This window comes from Flavobacterium panacis (genome assembly GCF_024649945.1).
In the GTDB taxonomy this organism is placed as follows: Bacteria; Bacteroidota; Bacteroidia; order Flavobacteriales; family Flavobacteriaceae; genus Flavobacterium; species Flavobacterium panacis.
The window spans coordinates 268,921-290,579 of sequence record NZ_JANKMS010000002.1 but is presented as its reverse complement, the minus strand read 5'-3'; the positions used below and the strand labels follow the sequence as shown (position 1 = coordinate 290,579).

At 31.2% G+C, this 21,659-nt stretch carries 29 protein-coding genes; 3 read left to right on the top strand and 26 right to left on the bottom strand.

Going from position 1 to position 21,659, the window contains the following annotated elements:
- Positions 1–26: 26 nt before the first annotated feature.
- From NQQ59_RS06280 to NQQ59_RS06270, 3 genes are all read right to left on the bottom strand, one after another.
- Entirely contained in the window at positions 27–437 is a 411-nt protein-coding gene (locus tag NQQ59_RS06280) for a DUF3997 domain-containing protein (protein ID WP_144214803.1), read from the bottom strand.
- A gap of 72 nt (positions 438–509) precedes the next feature.
- On the bottom strand, positions 510–1,094 hold the full coding sequence (locus NQQ59_RS06275) for a hypothetical protein (protein WP_144214802.1): 585 nt from the start codon (positions 1,092–1,094) through the stop codon (positions 510–512).
- 20 nt (positions 1,095–1,114) lie between these two features.
- The gene (locus NQQ59_RS06270) at positions 1,115–1,543 is read right to left on the bottom strand and encodes a copper resistance protein NlpE (protein ID WP_144214801.1); all 429 of its coding nucleotides are present in this window, start codon (positions 1,541–1,543) and stop codon (positions 1,115–1,117) included.
- Positions 1,544–2,216: 673 nt separating this feature from the next.
- Here NQQ59_RS06270 and NQQ59_RS06265 point away from each other — a divergent pair.
- Positions 2,217–2,594, top strand: coding sequence for a GreA/GreB family elongation factor (locus tag NQQ59_RS06265; RefSeq protein ID WP_144214800.1), 378 nt, complete (start codon positions 2,217–2,219; stop codon positions 2,592–2,594).
- A 67-nt stretch (positions 2,595–2,661) separates the two neighbouring features.
- Here NQQ59_RS06265 and NQQ59_RS06260 read toward each other — a convergent pair whose 3' ends face one another.
- From NQQ59_RS06260 to NQQ59_RS06195, 14 genes are all read right to left on the bottom strand, one after another.
- A complete protein-coding gene (locus NQQ59_RS06260; RefSeq protein WP_144214799.1) occupies positions 2,662–3,324 on the bottom strand; it encodes a hypothetical protein in 663 nt (220 codons plus the stop codon).
- Between the two features lie 110 nt (positions 3,325–3,434).
- Positions 3,435–3,908, bottom strand: coding sequence for a DUF6998 domain-containing protein (locus NQQ59_RS06255; RefSeq protein WP_144214798.1), 474 nt, complete (start codon positions 3,906–3,908; stop codon positions 3,435–3,437).
- Positions 3,909–3,921: 13 nt separating this feature from the next.
- A complete protein-coding gene (locus NQQ59_RS06250) occupies positions 3,922–4,416 on the bottom strand; it encodes an SRPBCC family protein (protein WP_144214797.1) in 495 nt (164 codons plus the stop codon).
- A gap of 45 nt (positions 4,417–4,461) precedes the next feature.
- Positions 4,462–4,833, bottom strand: coding sequence for a lysozyme inhibitor LprI family protein (locus NQQ59_RS06245; RefSeq protein WP_144214796.1), 372 nt, complete (start codon positions 4,831–4,833; stop codon positions 4,462–4,464).
- A gap of 96 nt (positions 4,834–4,929) precedes the next feature.
- The gene (locus NQQ59_RS06240) at positions 4,930–5,268 is read right to left on the bottom strand and encodes a PepSY domain-containing protein (protein ID WP_144214795.1); all 339 of its coding nucleotides are present in this window, start codon (positions 5,266–5,268) and stop codon (positions 4,930–4,932) included.
- A 24-nt stretch (positions 5,269–5,292) separates the two neighbouring features.
- A complete protein-coding gene (locus NQQ59_RS06235; protein ID WP_222104877.1) occupies positions 5,293–5,496 on the bottom strand; it encodes a YqaE/Pmp3 family membrane protein in 204 nt (67 codons plus the stop codon).
- 161 nt (positions 5,497–5,657) lie between these two features.
- Positions 5,658–6,155 carry a hypothetical protein gene (locus NQQ59_RS06230; RefSeq protein ID WP_144214794.1) on the bottom strand — a complete coding sequence of 166 codons (498 nt, stop codon included), beginning with the start codon at positions 6,153–6,155 and terminating at the stop codon, positions 5,658–5,660.
- A gap of 219 nt (positions 6,156–6,374) precedes the next feature.
- Positions 6,375–6,893 carry a hypothetical protein gene (locus NQQ59_RS06225; RefSeq protein ID WP_144214793.1) on the bottom strand — a complete coding sequence of 173 codons (519 nt, stop codon included), beginning with the start codon at positions 6,891–6,893 and terminating at the stop codon, positions 6,375–6,377.
- A 22-nt stretch (positions 6,894–6,915) separates the two neighbouring features.
- The gene (locus tag NQQ59_RS06220) at positions 6,916–7,398 is read right to left on the bottom strand and encodes a hypothetical protein (RefSeq protein ID WP_144214792.1); all 483 of its coding nucleotides are present in this window, start codon (positions 7,396–7,398) and stop codon (positions 6,916–6,918) included.
- Between the two features lie 64 nt (positions 7,399–7,462).
- Positions 7,463–7,882, bottom strand: a complete 420-nt coding sequence (locus tag NQQ59_RS06215; RefSeq protein ID WP_144214791.1) for a hypothetical protein — start codon at positions 7,880–7,882, stop codon at positions 7,463–7,465.
- A gap of 24 nt (positions 7,883–7,906) precedes the next feature.
- On the bottom strand, positions 7,907–9,217 hold the full coding sequence (locus NQQ59_RS06210) for a DUF2931 family protein (protein ID WP_144214790.1): 1,311 nt from the start codon (positions 9,215–9,217) through the stop codon (positions 7,907–7,909).
- Positions 9,218–9,402: 185 nt separating this feature from the next.
- Entirely contained in the window at positions 9,403–10,044 is a 642-nt protein-coding gene (locus tag NQQ59_RS06205) for a hypothetical protein (RefSeq protein WP_144214789.1), read from the bottom strand.
- Complete coding sequence (locus tag NQQ59_RS06200) at positions 10,041–10,673, bottom strand: tetratricopeptide repeat protein (RefSeq protein ID WP_144214788.1); 633 nt, start codon at positions 10,671–10,673, stop codon at positions 10,041–10,043. Before NQQ59_RS06200 ends, NQQ59_RS06205 begins: the two co-directional genes overlap by 4 nt.
- Positions 10,674–10,871: 198 nt before the next feature.
- The gene (locus NQQ59_RS06195; RefSeq protein WP_144221501.1) at positions 10,872–11,903 is read right to left on the bottom strand and encodes a hypothetical protein; all 1,032 of its coding nucleotides are present in this window, start codon (positions 11,901–11,903) and stop codon (positions 10,872–10,874) included.
- Positions 11,904–12,224: 321 nt separating this feature from the next.
- Here NQQ59_RS06195 and NQQ59_RS06190 point away from each other — a divergent pair, with 321 nt between their 5' ends.
- Positions 12,225–12,617, top strand: a complete 393-nt coding sequence (locus NQQ59_RS06190) for a helix-turn-helix transcriptional regulator (RefSeq protein ID WP_144214786.1) — start codon at positions 12,225–12,227, stop codon at positions 12,615–12,617.
- A gap of 276 nt (positions 12,618–12,893) precedes the next feature.
- Here the strand turns inward: NQQ59_RS06190 and NQQ59_RS06185 are convergent, their stop codons facing one another.
- The 9 genes from NQQ59_RS06185 to NQQ59_RS06145 all read right to left on the bottom strand — a co-directional run bounded on the left by NQQ59_RS06185 (position 12,894) and on the right by NQQ59_RS06145 (position 20,051).
- Positions 12,894–13,130: a hypothetical protein gene (locus tag NQQ59_RS06185; RefSeq protein ID WP_144214785.1), complete on the bottom strand. Its 237-nt coding sequence runs from the start codon at positions 13,128–13,130 to the stop codon at positions 12,894–12,896.
- 203 nt (positions 13,131–13,333) lie between these two features.
- Positions 13,334–14,056 carry a hypothetical protein gene (locus NQQ59_RS06180; RefSeq protein ID WP_144214784.1) on the bottom strand — a complete coding sequence of 241 codons (723 nt, stop codon included), beginning with the start codon at positions 14,054–14,056 and terminating at the stop codon, positions 13,334–13,336.
- Between the two features lie 63 nt (positions 14,057–14,119).
- Positions 14,120–14,515 (bottom strand): hypothetical protein, encoded by a 396-nt coding sequence (locus tag NQQ59_RS06175; RefSeq protein WP_144214783.1) that lies wholly within the window; start codon positions 14,513–14,515, stop codon positions 14,120–14,122.
- A gap of 83 nt (positions 14,516–14,598) precedes the next feature.
- Positions 14,599–15,615 carry a hypothetical protein gene (locus NQQ59_RS06170; RefSeq protein WP_144214782.1) on the bottom strand — a complete coding sequence of 339 codons (1,017 nt, stop codon included), beginning with the start codon at positions 15,613–15,615 and terminating at the stop codon, positions 14,599–14,601.
- Between the two features lie 496 nt (positions 15,616–16,111).
- Complete coding sequence (locus tag NQQ59_RS06165; RefSeq protein ID WP_144214781.1) at positions 16,112–16,909, bottom strand: PhzF family phenazine biosynthesis protein; 798 nt, start codon at positions 16,907–16,909, stop codon at positions 16,112–16,114.
- A gap of 126 nt (positions 16,910–17,035) precedes the next feature.
- Positions 17,036–17,737, bottom strand: coding sequence for a toll/interleukin-1 receptor domain-containing protein (locus NQQ59_RS06160; RefSeq protein ID WP_144214780.1), 702 nt, complete (start codon positions 17,735–17,737; stop codon positions 17,036–17,038).
- Positions 17,738–17,841: 104 nt separating this feature from the next.
- Positions 17,842–18,081 carry a hypothetical protein gene (locus NQQ59_RS06155; protein ID WP_144214779.1) on the bottom strand — a complete coding sequence of 80 codons (240 nt, stop codon included), beginning with the start codon at positions 18,079–18,081 and terminating at the stop codon, positions 17,842–17,844.
- A gap of 78 nt (positions 18,082–18,159) precedes the next feature.
- Positions 18,160–18,468 (bottom strand): hypothetical protein, encoded by a 309-nt coding sequence (locus NQQ59_RS06150; RefSeq protein WP_144214778.1) that lies wholly within the window; start codon positions 18,466–18,468, stop codon positions 18,160–18,162.
- 29 nt (positions 18,469–18,497) lie between these two features.
- On the bottom strand, positions 18,498–20,051 hold the full coding sequence (locus NQQ59_RS06145; protein ID WP_144214777.1) for an HD domain-containing protein: 1,554 nt from the start codon (positions 20,049–20,051) through the stop codon (positions 18,498–18,500).
- A gap of 433 nt (positions 20,052–20,484) precedes the next feature.
- Here NQQ59_RS06145 and prfA point away from each other — a divergent pair, with 433 nt between their 5' ends.
- A complete protein-coding gene (prfA, locus tag NQQ59_RS06140) occupies positions 20,485–21,561 on the top strand; it encodes a peptide chain release factor 1 (protein ID WP_144214776.1) in 1,077 nt (358 codons plus the stop codon).
- Positions 21,562–21,659: the final 98 nt, after the last annotated feature.

Sequence of the window (21,659 nt, the reverse complement as noted above, 5' to 3'; positions counted from 1 at the left end):
TAAATACATTATACAATCTTCATTCATCACTCAAAATGCCATTCAGTTGGAAAAGTTAAATGAAATTTTGGTTGGATGGAAAGTTCCTGGCATTTTTTTTCAAAACCTAACTTATTAAACGGACCAAAGACAGGTTTGTCTTGAAAGCCGCTTTTTGTTCTTTCGATGATGTAGTAATTCGTTACTTTTAAATTTATTTTTTCTTTGGAATTTTCTAAAAGCGGATGTTGTTTCGAATAAATATATTTTGAATCATAACCTACCGCAGCAACATAGGCAGGTACTAATGTTTCTCCTTTTTTTAAAGATCTGGATTCGTACAAGTCAATCCAAAGTGCTTCATAATCATCTACAATAATGTCGCTTCCATAGTCGTACAAACCAAAACACGATGTGAAAAGAATTGAGGCTAAAACTATAAAAATGAATTTTTTCATAATTAACTGATGTAAAGTTTCAAAATCGTTTTATTAACTTATCAGATCAAGCTTGTAGATGGGGAAGGCGGCTTATTCTATTTCAGATCTCTTTTTTAGAATTAATAATTGTATCGTTAAAAGGATAAGAGAAACCTGAAAATATAAGCCGATAACCGCATTGAATTTTTCGTCCAGTATCATCTGTTCGTTTTCCAGAAAAATTTCATCGTTTAAGGTACTTCTCCATATTTTTATTGGTTCGTTCTTTTTAATGTAAATAGGCGTTTTGATATTGTTTACCAAATCGTATTTAACAGTGTAAAAAGTCTCCAAGTTATTATCCTGAGCAATAATTTCTCTTTGCGTATCGGAATCTTTTACGTGGCCTTTAACAATAGTGTATTTACTGCATTCGGTAGAAGCTCCCGAAGAGGATTCTTTTTGTTCGACAAAAGCGGTGTCTAATACGAAAAAATCGGTTTTTAAATATTTTTCTGGAATACTTAAAGCTTTTAAATTTTCAAAAGGTTTTGCAATGCTTTTAAAAGGATCGCCTTTTATAAAGCCATGAATCAATTGCGAAACACAAAAAATCAGACTAATTACCAGATGAACTAATAAAAAGTATTTGAATGATTTGTTTTTTTGAAAAAAAGGATGTTTTCTTAATTTCATGTGAGGTATGAAAGTTCTGTTTATATTTTGAAAATATCGATTCCTTTCATCCAGAAGATTTCTGATGCTAAAAACCTAAGTCTGGTTTGCACTATTTTATCGCTTTTATCTCTCGGATTTTTAGTCACAAAACGGGCAGCCGAATTAGTAAAATCAAGCGTATATTTTTCATCCAAATCTTCCTTTTTGTCTGCCGAAAAAGTAACCACATTGTCTTTTGTGGTCCATTTGCCTTTTCCGTATTTATTTACTTCAGGAGGAGTTCCATTGTCTATTTTAGAATAATAATGAAATAAAAATGTTCCGTCTTGATTTAAAGTAAGTTTGTATTCAAATTCATGTTTTCCTTTTTCTCCAAGCGAACGACTATAATCACCTGCCAATTGATTGGATTGCGCAGATAAAAGTAGGTTGAAAATAAAAAGTAAAGAGGTTAGTATCAATTTCATTGATTTTTATTTTTGGTTGTTTGAAAGTTAGTTTTTAAAGCTTTTCCAAAAGTAATGGGTTCCGAAACAAAATCCTTACGTGAAACCGTAATTAGAACGGACATATTGTAATTAAAGTGTATACTAAAAGTTATTTTTCTTGTTAATTTATAATTTGTATTTTAGCTCAATAAATAAAATTATGGAAAAACTAATTAATGATTTTCAAATAGGCTTGTTGTTATGGCAGTTGTTTCTTCTGCTGTTTTTCGCAGCTGTAATTTATTTTTTATATAAAGCATATAAAAAGATAATGAAATAAAAAATGCGTAAAAATCAATTTGACTTTTACGCATTTTACTTTTAAGAGAAGCTATATTCTTCCAAAGTTTCTTTTCTTTTTTATAAGAAAAATATGTATATTGCAGAAAGATTATTAGAGTTGAAACAATAATGGGAACTGCCAATTTTTATTTGATAAATAGCTGTTTAATGTGCCTGATGTACACATTATTGTATTTGCATGATGATACTTTCTTAAAAAGCTCAAAAGAGTTTATTCCTTTTGCCCTGTCGAAACTCTAGGCAGGGGATTCTTCCATTTTTATAGTCCATATATTTAATCTCAATTTTCATTCGGGATGAGAAGAGTTGTGCATCATACCCGATGCAAAATGAAGCAAACAAGAAAGTTATGTCACAAAATATTATTTTAACTACAGGAACCTACGATTTAATTAAAGATCACGTAAGAAGAAAAAAAGTTACACCACAAGAAGAAGAGTTGTTGCTGAATGAATTAAAACATGCCACTCAGGTATTGCGCAAGAATCTTCCAGAAGATATTGTCTCGATTAACCGAAAAGTAACGTATAAAAACCATATCAATAATGAAGAAAAAACCATTCTACTGGTTGGTCCTGATAAAGTGAAGGTAAGCAAGAATAAAATTTCGGTTCTTTCTGATGAAGGAATCGCGATGGTAGGTTACAAAGTAGGAGATTTGGTCGAATGGCCTGCTAAAAAAGGAAATTTGAAACTCGAAATTTTGAAGGTAGAAGAGGAGGCTTAGTTTTTTTTCTTTGCTTTACCTTACCTTTATAAAAAACATCCCAAAGAGGAAATTTCTTGGGATGTTTTTAATTTTTATTTAAATCGACAAGAGTCCAAAAACTGTTTTTGAAATTATCGATGTTTCCAAGTTTTTGCTCTAATACAAAGAATTGGTTTAGCTGTAACAAATCTTTCTTTTGCAATTTGCAGTGGATTAATTTTTTTTGTTTTAAAGAAAGAATAACTACTTGAATACTTTTACTTTCGTTAAGCCATAGTTGTTTAAACTTTTCGAAACAGTCTAGAAGTTTTATAAATACACTAACTAAGGTATTGTCATCTGTATTTTCGAGTAAATGAATGAATACTCCGTTTTGTTCTTCCCTTATTAGTTTTAAAATATCTTTTCCGCTTTTGGCAATTCCAGAATTACGATGTTTGAATTCAATATTTAGAATACGTTTATATTCCGAATTAGTTTTTTCATATACACACATGTCATGAGAAGCAGACTGACCTTCGTCTTCAAGTTTGATATCTTCGTAGGTTTTGCCAAATGAAAACTTGCCAGTTGTTGGTGTTTCAATAGAATAAAATAAATAAGGATATTTCATTTTAAACTCTTCAACAAATAGAAAACGCATTTCTTGTTCAGATATTCTAATTACTTTTTTGTTGCCGCTATCTTGAATTTTTATTGGGAAAATGAGCTGTTCACGAAAGTTTCCTCCTGTTTTTTCGTTATTCATTTTAACAAGACGACTTAGTACTTTTTTACTTAATTCAGGAATGTCAACCATATTTATTTTGAAGTTTTTCTATAATTTACAATTATATAATAGAATTGGTGTTTCTGTGGTTATTTCAAAAGTTCTGTAATATCTTCCAATTTTTCATCATTCAGCAAATTCCCTTTCACATGAAGTATATGTCCGTTTTGATGTTTACTAAATTTGGCATATTTTTTTATTAGTCCCTTTGAAATTTTATAAGCTTCTGTAACTTCAGCGTTTTCATCAAATAAAAGAGCAATTAAATAATCAAATGTGTCCTGATCCAGTTTTCTGATAACTCCAAGCTGTCTGGATCGTTTTGTGTTCATTAAAGTTCTGCATTTGATTTGTACCCTAAGATTTTCGGAATCAATCGCATCATAACCTGAATTTGAGTTGTTTTTTAAATTCCATCCGAATTTTTCTGCCACATACCATTCGCAATAATCGGCAATTGGATTGTTTCGTGTACGAATTATTTTTCTTGCTTTTAACTCATCCATGATGTCAGAGTTTAATTTCAGTAACTCCTTTTCTGTAAGGTTTTTTAATTCAGGCATTTGTGGGGTTTGTTTAGTTATTAATCATCGGATTCAAATTCTCATCCTTATTGCGCAAATCCAAACCTCCTTCGTAAACCGATTTTAGATTGATCAAATAAAAATGCCAGCCGTTAGAACAGCCTAACCTGATGTATTGTTTAGAAAAATCATCTGTTGGAATATTGTGATGACGAAGTTCAACAATAGTGTAACCATCACTTTCGCTCAGTTTTATATCGACCAGACAAGTTCCTTCAAAGGTAAACTGCAATTGGTCTTTTCCGTTGGCAGCAGTTATTTTTCCTTTCATCGCATCTTTGTATAAATACCAGAACCATTCATAAGTATCATTTTGAGAAACGTTTTGGTCTTTGCTGATTGGATTTTGTTTGCTATCAAAAAAAGATACTTTTTCCAGAAACCATTTTGCGATTTCATTTGCTATGGTCCAGGCGTTGTAAATGTCTTCAAGGGGTGCTTTAATTGCTATTTTTTTGGTGAATGAAGTCCAGTCGAAGTTTTCCATTTTAAGCTGAATTTTATTTGATTAAAGTCTTCCTGTTAAGTTGCATTACTTAGCGCCATATCTTTTTTCGCGATCTTCTAAATTGGCTTTTAAATCCTCTGTTCTTTTATTGGTGCATTCCATTAGGCAGGCATAATAAATGACAGGTTGAATGCTTCCTCCCTCATATTCTTTCTGTTCAAAATTACACTTTGAATCTCTAAACTTAATCCAGTCTTTTTGAGCTACGATTAGTAATTTTTTCTCTTTTTCAGATAGTTGTTTTACTAGTTTTTTATACACCAGATTAAGTTCATTGTCCGCTTTTTTATAATCGTTAATGGCGGTTTGATTCATTTCGGCTTGTGTTTGCGCCAGTAGTGTAGCGCTAAAACCAAATAAAAATAGTATCGGAAAATACAGTAACAATTTTTTCATTTTACTTGAATTTGACGGTTCTTAAACTTATCTAAAAGTCTTTTTATGGCTAAGCAATTGAGTAGTTGAAATTTTTATTTCTTCCTTCTTTAATGTTTAGTAGACATACTTATATCTGCCTTCAGAAAACACTTTTCCGGTTACGGCATCAATTTGTATCATAGGGCAATGGTTACATTTTTTGGATACATCCCAATAGAATAATTTTCTTTTGCCTTTTTCATAACCCAGGGTTCCTTTTCCATAGATATAAGTTTGAAAATATATTTCAACATTATCTCCAGAAATGCCATATCTTTTTGCGATTTGCAGAGCTTCTTTTTCTGTAATCTTGTTTTCGTTATTACTTTTTTCCTGACATGAAGCAACTGAAAAGTAAACTCCAAAAAGGAAAAAGATTAAAAGTAAGTACGGCAAGGAGAATATTGCTTTCATGCTTTTGGGTTACTCGTTGTTCGCTTAGGATTTTGCTCTTATTGCTTTTATTAGTTTCTCATTTCGTTTATCAGCTCTTGAATTTTGTAAAGAGATAACCGCCCAAATTGCAGCAGGAATCCAGCCAATTAAAGTGATTTGCAAAATCAAACAAATAATGCAAGTAAGTATTTTTCCTCTCAAAAGGAAAGAAACACATGGAAAGAAAATTGCAATTAGAGTCATCATTTTGATTGGTTTTTATGTTTTTGTAAATATAAAAAAAAAGCTACACGATTTTTTGTAGCTTTTTTGTTGATGATTTTTGTGTCTTATCGTTGTAAGTATGGATTGTAAATCTGCGCTATCGGGTTTTCTACTTTACACTTTATTTAAATTTTGCTATTATGTTATTGTAGTAAAAAGATAGTTGTCCCTAAAAAAATGAAGAAGCAAATGATATCAATTATTGAAGCTTTTCGCCCATCATAAAGATCGGTTGTATTGCCTTTTCCTGGTGAAATCAATTCTTTGTCCTGAATAGCTAAGCTTATAAATCTTAAAAATTGAAAAAGTAACAAAGAAAATATTGTATTTCTTAAACCGAAAGCCGCATTGCCGTGAGCAAGTTTAAATTCAGAGAAATCTTTAATAGCGAGAAAAATAAAATAATGTATAATTCCAATTGTTATCCAGATTAAAAAATAATTAAAGTTGCGTAATGCCTTATATTGAAAAAAATAAAGAAAAAGTTGAGTTCCTAGCCCGTATAGATACAATATATCTTTGTGATTAGTTTTGTTTTGAAAACAATATGGTAGTAAGAAAAAAGAAATTAATAAATAAGAACTAAGCGTGATAATATTAGATTTAGTTAATTTATCATAATTAATGAATTTGTTTTCCATAAAATAGAATTTTTTTCATGTTTTAGTTTTCATATTACAGCGTCAACAAAAATTTTCTTCCATGAAAGTTTTAGATTTTAGATATTTGATTATAAACAAATATAAGAGATTTCTTCTTGGCTTTTAAACTTGAAAAATCTGAAGAACTTTCTAAAAAATAGTATTTAATCCCAGCAGGTTTCCAATAGAAAAATACTACTTAAAATCAAAAAAACTTTACTAGCGAGAATGTCTAGCTTGTACAAATTTTCTAAATTTTCTTCTGTACCAAAACAGATTCCAGTGATGTCTGATGCCACCCAATTCCCAATTGACATCAAATTTGCTATTTTCTTTTAGATATGGAGGTAATGCAATTTTACAATGTAGCATAGGAGGATTATCAATTACTGTTTTCAAATACTCAGTATCGAGTTCACTTTTAAGAAAATACCGAATATCAAGTATTGTTCGATTTTTTTCGGCTTTATAAACGTGTAAGTTTATATCGTAAACCGAATCGTAAATTTTTGACAGATCAGAAACTGCTTCATTAAAGCTTTTTGGCGTTTTCTTTTTGTTGACTATGTTTCTGTTGTGGCGATCAACCAAAGCATTTTCTCCTGCGATGTCTGTTTCCGAAATATTGGATAAAATAAATACGAGATTGTTTGAAACATCGTTCCGACATTTTAGACTTACCAATTCGAGTAATTGATTAGTTAGATTTTTTATTTTTTCCTCAATGTTATTTTCCATTATTGAATTTTACAGGCACTGATTAATCTGCACTATTGGCTATAAATAAAAGAAAAATTCCTACTATTACTATTATCAGAAAGAGTGCAATGCTGAGTTTTTTTTCTTTTTCCTTTGTTTCAATATAAAGTTTAAATGAAAACGGAATGTTGTATTTCTCTGAAATATTTGTAAGGATTTCATTTGCAAACTCATATGATTTGGTTTGACTGCTCAATTTTGGTTTCTCTATGACACAAAATCTAAAAAACTCTATAGGCTTTTTTTCTTTTTTCTTCAAATAATAGATTACTGCTTCTTGAGTATAAAAAGTTCTATGGCTTACATCCTCAATTTCAAATTTAAATTCACTAATTTCTTCAGGATTCAAGATGGTTTTTTGAAACTGTATTTTTTCATTCAAAAATAATTCCCAGTTAATAGTTTTGCTGCGAACATATTCGTACTCACAGTCAATTTTTTCATCAGTGATTTCAATCGTACAGTTTTTATGAGATAATATCATTTTTTATTTTTTCCTGATTTTTCTTTTTCATTATTAAATTTTGTAAATCTGCACTATTGGAGTTTTACTTAGTATAGGGGAAAATCCAGAAATCATATCCGTCAGGGGCGTAAGTGGTACAACCTTCTATTTTGCAGATTTGAAAAGAACGGACCACATTTCCATAAGTTGTTTTCTTGTCAAATTTTAAATGAATAGCGATCTTCGGGTTTTGCGCTTTTTGTATCTCCTGAATTTTCAGCTGAAACTGTTTTAAAATACTATCATCATACTTTTCATTTCCGTTGAGTTGTAATAAAAATATAGATTTTGTTTTTAAATACTCATCCAAATTGTAGCCAAGTCTTTGTTCCAACTCTTTATCTCGATACTCAATATAAGTAGCTTTTTGCTTGAAAACATCGTTTTTTAACATCCACAAAATGGAAGCACTGATAAAAAGAGTTAAGAAAATGCCTAATATGTAAAAAGATTTTGTTTTCATTTTGATGAGGTTTTTTAAATCACTTTAATCAGCATAAATTTTTACCTTTTTCATTTTATTGAAATCAAGAGTTTTGTTTTTTGAATGTAATTCAATTGTCGTCTTGCTTAAATCTGAACTGATATTTATTACTAAATCTAGAGGATCATTAGCGTTGTTTGGTGCCAGCGTTTCAAAAAGACTGAATATCTCATCTTCATCAAATTCCAGATATGCTTTGTATCTTTTTTTATTTTTTATGAAGGTATAAATCAGATAATTAGGTAAAACTTGTTTTTGATATTTCATTTTAGTTATTTCACCATTAAACAATTCGTGTTCTTCAGCATTATAAAAGATAAAATACAATTTAGACTTTGTTTGTCCGAGGTTGTTTATTGCTGCTTTCCAATTGTATTTTTTACGATATTTAGTACTCCAAATACCAAAAGGAATAGGTTTACCATTATTAACGATTCTTCTAAATTGAACATCATCCTTACAGGTACAGGTATCACTGAGCACTTTTTTGATTTCGTCCTCTTTAACCGTATCATGGTCGTCAATTTCTTTTGCATCTATTAGCGAGGCTTTAAAAGTGGCTAATTCTTTTGTGTTGTGAGAACCAGAAATCCAAAGTACGACATCTCCTCCTGGAGCAATTCCTGCTATTAATTGGCGATATGTGCTAGGTAATATTTTGTCTAAATTTCCGCTATAATCCCATTTATATCCTTTTTTGAAATAGTTGGATATTTGGGTCTTGTCCAATTTTGTTTCTAAGCTGTAATATTTATTTTCTAAAAAAGAATACCAGTAAAGAGTTAAACTATCTGGTAATACGACATCACCATCATCTGATGATTTAAAAGTAGTATCTCCATTTCCCCAGTTTGTCGAATAAACTTTGCTGGTTTCTAAAAGCGTAACTGGATTGCGATGTCCTCGCACCGCGATACTAAAATTACTCCCCGCAAGTAATTTTATGGGATATCCTTCAGGTGTAGAAATTCCTTGTTGGTAATCGTATTTTTCGGTGCTTCTGTAAACTTGTTCCGTATTATAGGCTTCCCTTTCCCAAGTAGAGGTGGACCAAAAAATGCAAAAACAAACCACAATAAATGATACCGAAGTGATGCCAATTGCCAATTGATTTTTTTTAAAGAGATAAGCGACCAAAACCAGTAAACCAAATTGAACAGGAATGGCGCACAGAAGTAAAAAAACAACAAAAAGCTCTTGTGGAATATAACTACTATGGCTAACAATCTGAATTTGTAATAAAAGTAAATAAAGCAGAATATTGATTATGCCAATACCTACCGAGAGAAGAAAGATTTTAAAATAGTATTTCATTATTTGGTTTCGTTATTCAATTTCAAGCTTCTGTTTTATTAGTATTTATAACTCTAAAACAGCAACTCAAAAAAGCTATAATAGCGAAGCGAATATATAAAAAAAATAGTACAAATATAAGATAGGTATAAAGAAGACAAACCGTATACAGGAAGTAAAAGTAGATCTACTGAGCCTGACTTAACTTAACAAGGAAACCACCAATGCATATAATATAATTTCCCGTTTTTGATGAAAACCTTGATATGTCCGTCAGAGATATTATCGTCATCTTCTCTTAGCTGAATTACCTGCAGGTCTCCTTCTCCGTAAACATTCATGGTTCCGATATTTTTAATGGCATTGGGAAAGAGTTTTTGAAGATCGCTTGTAGTAGTGTTGGCGTTTAATTTGTTTCCCTTAAACAAAATGAAATTGTTTTTTGTGAATCTGAATTCATCAACAGCGACTTTGTCTTTTGTGTTTTCAAATCGCGAACCGTCTTTATAAAGATATTTGTCTTCCATATCTTTGCTGCCGTCTTCGTTTTCAAAAATATAGGAACAAGGCTCTTCTTCAGACATTAATTTAATACTGTCCGTTTTTCCCAGAACGTTTTCAAATTCTTTTAGAGAAAAATATCTTTTTAGTTTTCCGTTAAAAAGAAGATCCTCTTCTTTCATGACTTCGTTTTTCGAATCTTTAGTAACAATGCTGTCCGATTGGGTTTCGTTTTCAGATAGGACTTCTGTTTCTTTTGGAAGATCCGATTTTTCGACCGTTTTTGTGGTGTTGTTATGGCAGGAAACGGCGAATACTAAAATAGATAAAAGAGCTAATTTTTTCATGGCAGGTTTTTCAGTTTACAATATTTTTCAATAGTGTCGCGACATTGAATACCGTCTATAGTATTCAGTTCACTTGCTTTTTCTAGATCCAGACAGGCTCCGTTCTGGTCGTTAATTCTTAATTTATTGATTCCTCTAATGTAATAAGAATAGCCCATAAAGTTGTGAATTTCTATGGCTGAGTCGCAATCTTTAATGGCGCTTTGATACTCTTTTAAGTAATATTTTGCGAGTCCTCTTTCGGCATACGTAATCCATGAAGTTTTTTCGAATTGGATGTCTTTTGAAAAATCGCTAACCGCTCCCTTATAATCGCTCAACTCCATTTTGGCAAGTCCTCTGTCGTAATAGGCTTGGTAAGAGTAATTATTTTGTGGATTGATCTTGATCGCTTTCGAATAATCTAGGATAGCGTCGCTGTATTCGCCTAGAAACGATTTTACTTTTCCGCGAAGACGATAGGCATCAATAAACGAGTGGTCTAACGCTATAGCTTTAGAAAAATCTGCTTTGGCTCCTTCGTAATCCTCTATATGTGTTTTTTCGATTCCACGATGATAGTAATCGTCTTTATCCATGCAAGAACTGATACTGAAAAGAAGCAATAGTAAAAGAGGTTTAAACTTCATTTAGCCTTTATAATTTATTTGATTTTCTAAAAGACTAAAGATAAAAACAAAACGTATTCTTACAAATTTTTCCAAAGTCTCATTTGTTATTTTGCTCTTTTAATTTTTAAAAAGCAAAAACTACACAAAATCAAAAGACAATTGTGTAGTTTTTTAGAAGTAACATTGAAAGGAATGAAACTAAAATATCTGTTTTTATTATGGTGTAATCTTTACAAATGAAATATTGGTACGTCCATCAGAATTATCCCCTAGATTTAAACTACTAATTGATCCTGCAGAATTTGTCGCTCCTAAATAAATTATTTGACTTCCACTGGTTACTGTATAAATAAATGTTCCTGAATAGTTACCACCTACGCCTAATGCTCCAGAGGAACTAGGCATTGAATACGCTAGAAGAATTTCTGAATTGGCTAAGATAGTTGCTTTTGTACCCGCAGTTGAAAGAAAACCAACTCCATACTGTGTCCCAGCAGTAGGCATAGAACTAAACTGTGCTCTCATTGTATAAGTTATTAAATATGTTCCAGTAACTGGAAGTGTAATCGATGTTAAATTAGCATTTGTAGAATTTACAGGAATAGTAATGGTGGAAGATAGTTTAGCTAAGCCAGTTGATGGTGTAAAAGCATTTCCAGTTACTGTAACCACATTTCCTGCTGTATCAACTCCCAGAGTCGCACCTGCAGAAATAGGTGTTGAAGAAGTTAAGTTGGTAAACTTTAAACCTGAAGTATTAGTTGTAGCACTTTTAATTTCAAGTTTTGCTGTTGGAGCTGTTGTTCCGATTCCAACATTTCCTGCTGAAGTCACTCTCATTTTCTCTACACCATTCGTTTCAATAGGCAAATCGAAAGCATCGTTGGTACCAATTGCTTTTATGGCTCCGTTGTTATTTCCATCCTGAATCCAGGCGTCTGTAGCAGATGAGACACGGATCCATTTGGTGCCATCATTAAAATATTCTCCAGGTGTAACGGCATTTGTACCGGTTACGGTTGCCGTATTCCAGATGTGCATTCCTGCGATGTGTGCTGTCATTGGTGAAGCACTCGTTATACTGGTCAAAGCTACTTTAGGTAACAAAAGACCTTTTGTACTTGTTCCGTCTGTTCTGTTTAAGTCTAGAACAGCATCTTTATTTGGGTTGTTAGATGGCATTCCCACTTGTGCATTGGCATAAGTTAGGCTAAGCCCTAAGCAAAGCAGGGCCAATTTAAAAGACATTTTCATTTTCTTTTCTTTATTTAGTTTGTTTTTTATTTTTATGGTTGCGAAATTTTGGTTTGGCGTGTAAACTTTAAAAAGGCAGGATGCAGGGAATTGCAAATGAAAATTGTAATTTTAGATATCCATTGACACAGCTGTTGTGGTATTGCTGTGTTAATTTTTTAATGAATTCGTTTTGGAAAGTTTAATTTTACAAAACGATTGCAAAGCAAGTAAAAGATTACAAAGTGCAGAACTAAATGCGTTTGTATCGTACCAATGGCTTTTGTTTTTTACCATTAACCTATTTCAATTTAGAATTTTAAATACCTTTGATCAATGAATACACCAGCAAAGACAAGACATATCGGACGAAATATTAACCGTATCAGAGAATTAAAAGGCATGAAACAAGAAGCCTTAGCACTTGCTATAGGTGTAAGTCAGCAAACGGTTTCTAATCTTGAAGCCAGCGAAACGATTGATCAGGATAAACTAATTGAAATTGCAAAAGCACTCGAAGTAACAGTTGAAGCTATTGAAAATTTTTCGGAAGAAAACGTAATCAACTATTTTAATACTTTTAATGAAGCTGTTTCTCATAGTAATTTTGGACATAGCAGTACGTGCACTTTTAATCCTTTAGATAAAGTGGTAGAACTTTATGAACGTTTGATTCAGGCAGAAAAGGAGAAGAATGAGTATTTGGAGCGAATGTTGGGAGGGAAGTAGTTAATTCTTTTTTTGATCATATAAAAGGAAATGCGCAAAAGTCTTTAGAAAGAGTTTTGCGCATTTTTTTTATTTCTAATTTAGAATTAAATCTAATAGATTTTCTATAAGTGTTTTGAGCCAGTTTTTCTTTTTGGGTTTTGTTTCGGGCATTTTTTGAGAATTGTTGTAGATATATTTTTTGTAGCTTTTGTTTCTTGATTATATGTATTGCGTCTTACTGTTGCGTATAAGGATTGGAAATCTGCGCGATCGGATTTAGATGCTTAATTATATTTAGACCTTACTTATGGTGTCTTTTTCTAATTGTTTAATTATTTTATTTAACTGGGCGATATATTTTCCTTTTGAAGATTCGATAAAATTTAAATCTTTACTTTCTAGTGCTTTCTTAAAGTGAGCATTTAAGCCTTTTTTGATAATTTGAATTTGTGCATTCAAAGTTTTAGCTTGATCAGCATAACTTAATTCTTCGAATCTTTTTTCATCTCTTCCGTGGGTTCCTTTTTCCATTAGTTTTTTGATTTTTTTGTTTTTACTTTTTTGTTTTGTCGGCGCTATCGGGATTGCAATTCCGCGTTATGGTGGTTAAATTATTTATATAATTTTTTAAATCTTTTATATCATATATTTACATGCCTTTTGGGCTGGTGCAAGCGTCTAACTTGTGAACGAAACAATAGGCAAGAGCGAGATACTCACACTAGTGGGAGATGTTATTTACATAAATTACCAGTTAGCCAATCGTATATGAAATTGCCCCCCAAATCACTTAATAATAAACCAGATATGAATATAATAATTGTTGCCCAAACTGGATTTCGACTAAGCCAATTTGAATAATTATAGTACCAAGAAATTTTTAGTTTTTTGATATCTTTTTTTGTATCAGGTATTAATTGAGCATTTATCGCTTTTGTACTCAGAATGTTTTCTGCGGAAAGACTTATATGTGGGTTTTTAAAGAAAATAGCTATTTGCTTTTTATATATTGCTCTATCAAATAAACATCCTGAAATATTATTTTGCATAATTTCAGCAGCTTGTTGATTAAAACCGCCATATGCATTAAACATAATTGTAAAAGCATACACAAATCTTAATAAATAATTTTCAACAGTTATTCCCTCACGTAAATTAAGTTCTTCAAGGCCAAATGTTGATATGACAATGAAATTCTCACTTATTGGTCTTGAAAAAAAATTTCCTTGAAGAGGTCGATCAATAATGCCGATAGAAAAATCAGAACCATTATTGAAATTAATTGACATAAGTTGTTGATCTGTAATTGTTAAGTAGTCTTGGTTTAAAAAAGGAGGTGACGTAACAATGACATCATTTTGGGATTTAAATGTAGATGATGAATCAAATCTTTTTTTAAGTTTTGAAAAATCTACATGGTCATTGTGTCCTATCTTAATTATTTGAATATTCGTCATTCTTGTATTTTTTAGTGTTTTGCATGTATGTAATATGTTATTAAATCTTTAATTAATCAGGAGTTAAACGTTGACATATTTAACAGGATTCATATTTCCTTTTTTGAAATATTGCTTGACCGATTTATTTAAGTATTTTTTTCTAATGCTTTCCGCAGCTATCTCTCCTTGAAATTCGATTCTTCCAACCAAACTTTTTGTAGAATTCAAATCTGGCCGATCATTTGGTTTTCTGCTACTTTCGGTTTTGCCAGCATTATGCCAACTTTTAATTTCAAAAACTTCAACAACAATTCCATCAAATATTGATAATGCAATTTTTGCTTTTTTAGCACGATCGATTTTTAATTTCCACCTTCCACGACTGTAATCATAAAGTGATTGTTTCGACATTGTTGGGCTGTAAGTTTTATTAATTCGGATTAGAATAGTTGGTTCAGTAATTTCAATTAATTCCATAATTTCAGTTTTTAAGCTATGTTTTTTCTTTCTAGAAAAAGTGTTAAACTCGTTTATGTATTAATGCATGGTTTGTGAAAAAGTTATTTTTTTAGCATATTTATTTCATATTTTTCATCAAAAAAATTAAAAGAGCTGATGAAAAATTTATTGTTGTATTTTGTTGAAGAAGCATTGATAGTAAATTCGGAGATTAATTTTTGCTGACCTATTTTCGATATTTTATTCCAAAATAAAGGAGACAAGAAAGTGTTTTCACAGTTAGCTATAATTAAAGAAGTTATTGCCTTTTCAAGTTTAAGATCATTAAGTTTTTCAAGTTCTCGAATTAGTTTGACAGCTTTTCTTTCATGAGGAAATACCGCTATAATAACTATTGTTGAATTATTATCTGGTAAAAAAGTAATCATTGGATTTTCATAAGGAATACTAGGATTTTCATGATTATTGATTGGAAATCCCTTGTATGTAACTTTAGGACTCATTTGAGAGGAAACTGCAAAGGGGTACAGACCCTCTTTCTCATATACTAAGTATTCTAAACTCTCCCAATTTTTATTTTCGATAGCATTGTCCAAATAAACTTTACTTTTTTCCAATTCTTTGAGTGCTACATTATTTCCCCATTGCATATATGATTTGATTTCATTATACATTATGGAATCAAATTTTGTTTTCTCAAAATTCATCCAGAAATTTAATTCTTCTTTCTTTTTATGATAAGAGTGAGCAAATGAACGATAAGAGTGCAAAAAGAAGTGCATTTGTGAATCAATATCAAATGGGAAATTTTCTATAGGAGAAAATAAATTAGTATCATGTAAATCACAAAATCCATAAAATGTTGAAGCTTCTTTTTTCCCAAGAGGAACTAAATCACTTATTAAATTTTTTTCGTCAGACTTAAAATGAGAAAAACAATAAACAGATAAATTTTTATTTACTTCACTTTCAATTATAGATAATCTACCGTTGCGTTGTATACTATGAGCTTGTTTTATTTTTCCTTTACATTCATTCTTATTGTGATGAAAACAGTCTTTTATTATGCCAATTTTTTTTGCATCAGATGCATTTCTATTAAATTCTTCAATATTCATTTTTTTATATTTTTATCAACTAATCAATTTTTTTTTGGAAAATAGAGATTGGTAGTAGTCATGTCATATTTTAAATCTATTTTTTAACCAGTTTGTAATAGATTTTATATAAAAGCAAACATCGTACTTAATTCAAATTAACCAATAAGTAAAACTACCTGATTATTTACTTTGTTAAAAGTAATTGCTTTAGATTAAAATATAGTACGGAAAACCGTAACTTGTTTAGCGCGGATTTGCAATCCATGTCCGTGCCAGTAAAGATTGATTTCTGTAAATATCTAAACAAAAGCTACATTATTTTTTGTAGCTTTTGTTTCTTGATTATTTGTATTGCGTCTTACTGTTGCGGGCACGGATTACAAATCTGCGCTAACGGGATTTAAAAGAGATACTAACACTATAGATTCTATAAAGTTCTTTTGCACAGTTTTGTCATTTCGAGGAACGAGAAATCTTCGCAAGTAGCTCCGCAAAGATTAGACGCTAACGGGATTTATAAAACAAAATTACCCTCTAAAACAATCACAGCTTCACCCAGAATATAGACTTTATCTTGAACAAGTTCTGTACTCATAATTCCGGTTCTAGAAGAAGATTGAAAGGCATTAAATTTCGTTTTATTTAGTTTCGTTGCCCAATATTTTGTCAAAAAGGTCTGAACGCCGCCCGTTACTGGATCTTCGTCGGTTCCTGCCCACGGCCAGAAATAGCGGTAATGAAAATCGAAGTTTTCGTTGTCGGAAATGGCAGTTACCAAAACGCCGTTTATTCCGTTGTGCGAATTTTTTAAGGCTGTAAAATCGGGTTTTAAATGGGCGAGTTCTTGAGCACTTTCAATTTCTATCAAAATTATTTTATTGTTCGGACTGTATCTTTTTTCGACGATTTCAGAAATACCAAGTGCTTCTAAGAGTTTTTGAGGAACTTCTGTTTGCTCTGTGTCATAAACCGGAAATTGCATCTTGATTTTATTCGCTTCTTTTTCAATAAACAATTCGACATTATTGCAATTAATAAATCGGATAGTTTCCAAAGAAGTCGTGCTGAAAAGAATTTTAGACGCAGCCAAAGTCGCGTGCCCGCATAACGGAATTTCCATTTTCGGACTAAAAAATCTAATGCTATACGTGTTTTCCTTGATCTGTTTTATAAAAGCAGTTTCAGAAAATCCAATTTCTGCCGCAATATTTTGCATCAACGCATCATCGAGTTCGGCTTCGGGAAGACAAACCGCAGCTGGATTTCCTTTAAATTTTTCATTTGTAAATGAGTCAACAAAATAGGTTTTCATTTCTTGTTTTCTGTAAATATAAAAAAGCTACATGATTTATTGTAGCTTTTGTTTCTTGATTATTTGTATTGTGTTTTATTGTTACGGGCATGGATTGCAAATCCGCGCTATGGGTTTCATTTCATTTTAATTAGTAATACTTTCAGGAGTTACGAGTTCGGCTAATTTGTCTGCAATCTCCGACATTGTATCCTCTATCGTACTTAAACCACTTCTTGAGCCAAGTAAAGGACTTACATCACGTAAATCATCAAAAGTTGTGTTGTGAATAATAGGAACAAGTAAATCACGAGCTAGTAAAGCAGAAAGTTCTTTGTCAGCAATTCCCTCTCCTTTTATACGTTTAAGAAAAGAAGGAGTAACTAAAACAATTCCAACACGAGACTTTGCCAATCCTTTATCAATTTCTCGAAGTAAAGATGAGCCCAATAAAACATCTTTTTCACTAAACCAAACTGAAACACCTTTTAACTCTAGTAAATCATGTAACTCTTTAGCCGTTTCTTTTCGATCATCCCAAGCATGACAAAGAAAAACATCTCTTAAGTCTGGTAAATCAGCACGTTTTTCTACATTTTCGCGCACTGGTGTAAGTGTACGGATCTCTGCAGCTGTATAGAGGATAGTAGAACCTGCTGAAGACCAACGTGCCTTTGTTCTGCCTTGCCCGCTATTACGACTTCCATAATTGTTTGAAGACGTTGAATAAGATGAAGAATACGTAGGGTATGAATTGTAACTACGATAATTTCGACTACTACAAGCGGGACATGCTGCCGCTCCACTTGCTGTTCGATGACCATTTACTGGTGCTGTACATCTTGCCATATTTATAAAATTTAATTGGTTACGAGGTTAAATAGTTCAGTTCTTGTGAAAAATATAAATTTCATTGGTATTTAATTATCAAAAACAGCAGTTATGATTTTAAATTACTCTAATTTTAATATAGTTTGTACAATAGATTTGTTTTCATTAGATGCAGAGTCGAAGAGTCTTTTTTTTATGGAATATCCTAATTGATCTACAGTTAAATATTCTTCGATATTTTGCCCACCTGGATAAGAATGCTTATCATATAAATGATAAATAGTGCCGTCATCATATAACGTATAATCATCATCTAGTATTCCTTTCATGTCATGAGAATATGATATTACTTTTTTTTCCATTTTTCTATCGTTTTAATATTGCTCTATTTTGATTCTTACTTATGTATTAAGTATTTATAGTAATGGCATAAAAGTTATTTACATTTTATCTTCCCATGATTGAGAGAAGGTTTCCATTATTATACTATTTTTTTCCCATGTTACAGTAACTATATTTAGGTCGGGATTTATTTGAAATGTTCTACACTTATCTTTGGATTCGTAAGTAACAACTATATTTTCAAGTTGGTCACCAATTATATGCTTTTCCCCATATAGTGTAGCACCTCCAGAATTATAATTCGATTTTTCAACATTATATTCGTCTGTTGATGGTAATGAGAAAATTTCTCTTGCATTAGCGATAATTTTAATTTCTTCAATTATTTTTTTGTACAATGTTTCCATTTTTTTATTTATGTTTTTTTGATATTTGATTACTCTTGTATCAAGAAATTATTTTTTAAAAGCTCTTTTATTTGATTTTCAATTTTGATAAAATCTTCTGCAGTTTCAAAAGTTCTTCTAACGTAAATTCTTTTAATGAATACGTTTGTCATACTTAAAAAAAACATTTCATCACTTACTTTATCCCAGTCATTAGTAATTGTGTTAAGATCTTTATCAATTAGAACTGATTTTGATTTATCCAGCCCTTTTAAACCTAAGTTTGCTGAATAATTTTCTTGGATGAAAATCCCTAAATCCTCAAGTTGATTTTTAATTTCATTTAGTTTTGTTTCATCAAATTTATGAGCATTAAAATCACTGCTTCTTTTTGCATTTTTAACATTTATTCTTTCTTCATAGCAACGCTTCCATAAATTTCGATCAATCAATTCATCTAATACAACATTTTCTATACAACTATCACCACAAACATCACAGCCATTCTCACTTAATATATGTTTGAGAGTTGAATTGAAAAAATATTCATCTCCGTTTTTGCAATAAAAATCTTCATAATCTTTAAAGTTTTTTACATCATCTAATACACTTATTTTGGTTAAATGCCTAAAAACGAAATCCAACATTGAGTTAGTTGCTGAATTTGTTTTATGAAAGTAAACTTGATTATATAAATGATTTCTAGATTGTATGAATCTGATGACAGAATCTAAACCACTTTTTTTTATTCCTAATGTTATTTTTCCATTATGTTCTATTGGAAGCAATGAAGTTAATATTCTACTTTGGTCAAAAAAACCGTACTTTACTCCTGAATAAAAACTATCTCTATAAAGATAATCCATTCTGTCAGCATCAAAAGGAAAACTAGCAATAATAGAGTTGAAATAGTTGGTGTAATCTTTGTTATTTAAAATGATCTCATGATTTGGTAAAAATGAGGGATCAATCATTTTTAAGATGTTTTTTAAATTTATTTGATCTCTTATTTTTAATGATTCATTTGTTAAATATTTATTCTTTTTAAGTGTGTTAATGATTTTAATGATAAATACACATGACACAAGCTCATGTTCTATCCTTTTTGTTTCTAAACCTTTTATCGAAACATAATTAATGATGTCATCTATAAAAAAATCGAAAATATCAGGCTCTGTTTTAACTATTTCAATTAACCTATTTCCAGTAATTGTAAAATCATCAAATTTATGGGAAGTTGGACCATGTCCAATATCATGTAAGAGAGCAGCAAGTCTTAATTCTTGTAATATAATTTCAAATTCTTCATTTCCTAAAATATCTTTAAGTGATTCATACTGTTTATTTATACCATATTTTTGTTTTTTTAAATATGTCACTTCAACATTTTCATTCGATTTATTAAAAATAATTTCTGATAGGTGCATAACACCAATGGAATGTTCGAATCTTGTATGGTTAGCTCCCGGAAATATGTAATTAAGTAATGTATTTTGTTTAACTTTTCTTAATCTTCCGAATATTTTCTGATTTATAATAAATTCTTCTATTTCAGTAATTTCGATCAGTCCATGTATTGGATCTAAAATTTTTCCCGTTTTCATAATAGTCTTTAAAATTTTTATTCAAATTATTGATATATAATATTTGATTTTAGGCTTTAATAATCATAAATAAGCAAACCTCGCATTTTATTTGAATTATTCATTCAGTAAAAATACCTGATTTTGAGTCTAAACTTGTTTATGTGATAAAAATAACTTGTTTAAATTCAATTAGTTTACGGAAAACCGTAAATCATTTTATGAAAACCAAAACACTAGCCCTGATAGAAGCGGCATCCTTTTTAGGTAACCAAAAACTTCTTAATTAAAACCATAAACATTCTGCCTAAAAAGATATAGCGGATAGCAGGAATCAGCTCCTAAAAACAATTCTAATTCCAGTAAATTTTCTTCTCAAAATCCCAAAAAAATCAACACTAGAATTTTCCACAAAATTTTTGTAATTTTGCAGTCCAAATAAAGGAAAAAGAAAATGTTAGATAGACTTCAATATGTAAAGCAGCGTTTTGATGAGATTTCGGATTTGATTATTCAGCCGGATGTTATTGCAGATCAGAAACGTTATGTGCAGCTTAACCAGGAATACAAAAGTATTAAAGCGCTGGTTGATAAGAGAGAAGAATACATTCTTGTGTTAGCCAATATTGACGAAGCCAACGAAATTATTGCAGACGGAAGCGACGCCGATATGGTGGAAATGGCTAAAATGCAATTGGATGAAGCAAAAGAACGTTTGCCACAACTGGAGGAGGAAATCAAATTTATGTTGATTCCTAAAGATCCTGAAGATGCTAAAAACGTAATGGTGGAGATCCGCGCCGGAACGGGTGGGGACGAAGCAAGTATTTTTGCAGGAGATTTATTCAGAATGTATACCAAATACTGTGAGTCACAAGGATGGAGAACATCTGTTGTAGATATGAACGAAGGTACTTCTGGAGGTTTCAAAGAGGTTATTTTTGAGGTTTCTGGAGAAGATGTTTACGGAACTTTAAAATTTGAAGCAGGTGTTCACCGTGTACAACGTGTTCCGCAGACAGAAACACAAGGTCGTGTGCATACATCGGCAGCTACTGTTATGGTTTTACCAGAAGCAGAAGAGTTTGATGTTCAGATCGATATGAACGATGTTCGTGTAGATTTCTTCTGTTCATCTGGACCTGGAGGACAATCGGTAAATACAACGAAATCGGCTGTACGTTTAACGCACGTTCCAACAGGATTAGTGGCGCAATGTCAGGATCAGAAATCGCAGCATAAAAATAAAGACAAAGCCTTAATCGTATTACGTTCTCGTTTATACGAAATGGAATTGGCGAAAAAACAAGAAGAAGATGCTTCTAAACGTAGTTCACAAGTAAGTTCTGGTGACCGTTCGGCAAAAATCCGTACGTACAACTACGCGCAAGGTCGTGTAACCGATCACAGAGTTGGTTTAACACTTTACGATCTAGGAAACATCATGAATGGTGATATTCAGAAAATTGTTGCCGAGCTTCAGTTGGTGAATAATATGGAGAAATTGAAGGAAGCTTCTGAGGTGTACTAATCGTACACTTTTTAGGTGCTAAGATTCTAAGATACTAAGGTTCTAAGTTTTTACTTAGATGACGACGATAAAAAGCCGAAACTTTGTTTCGGCTTTTT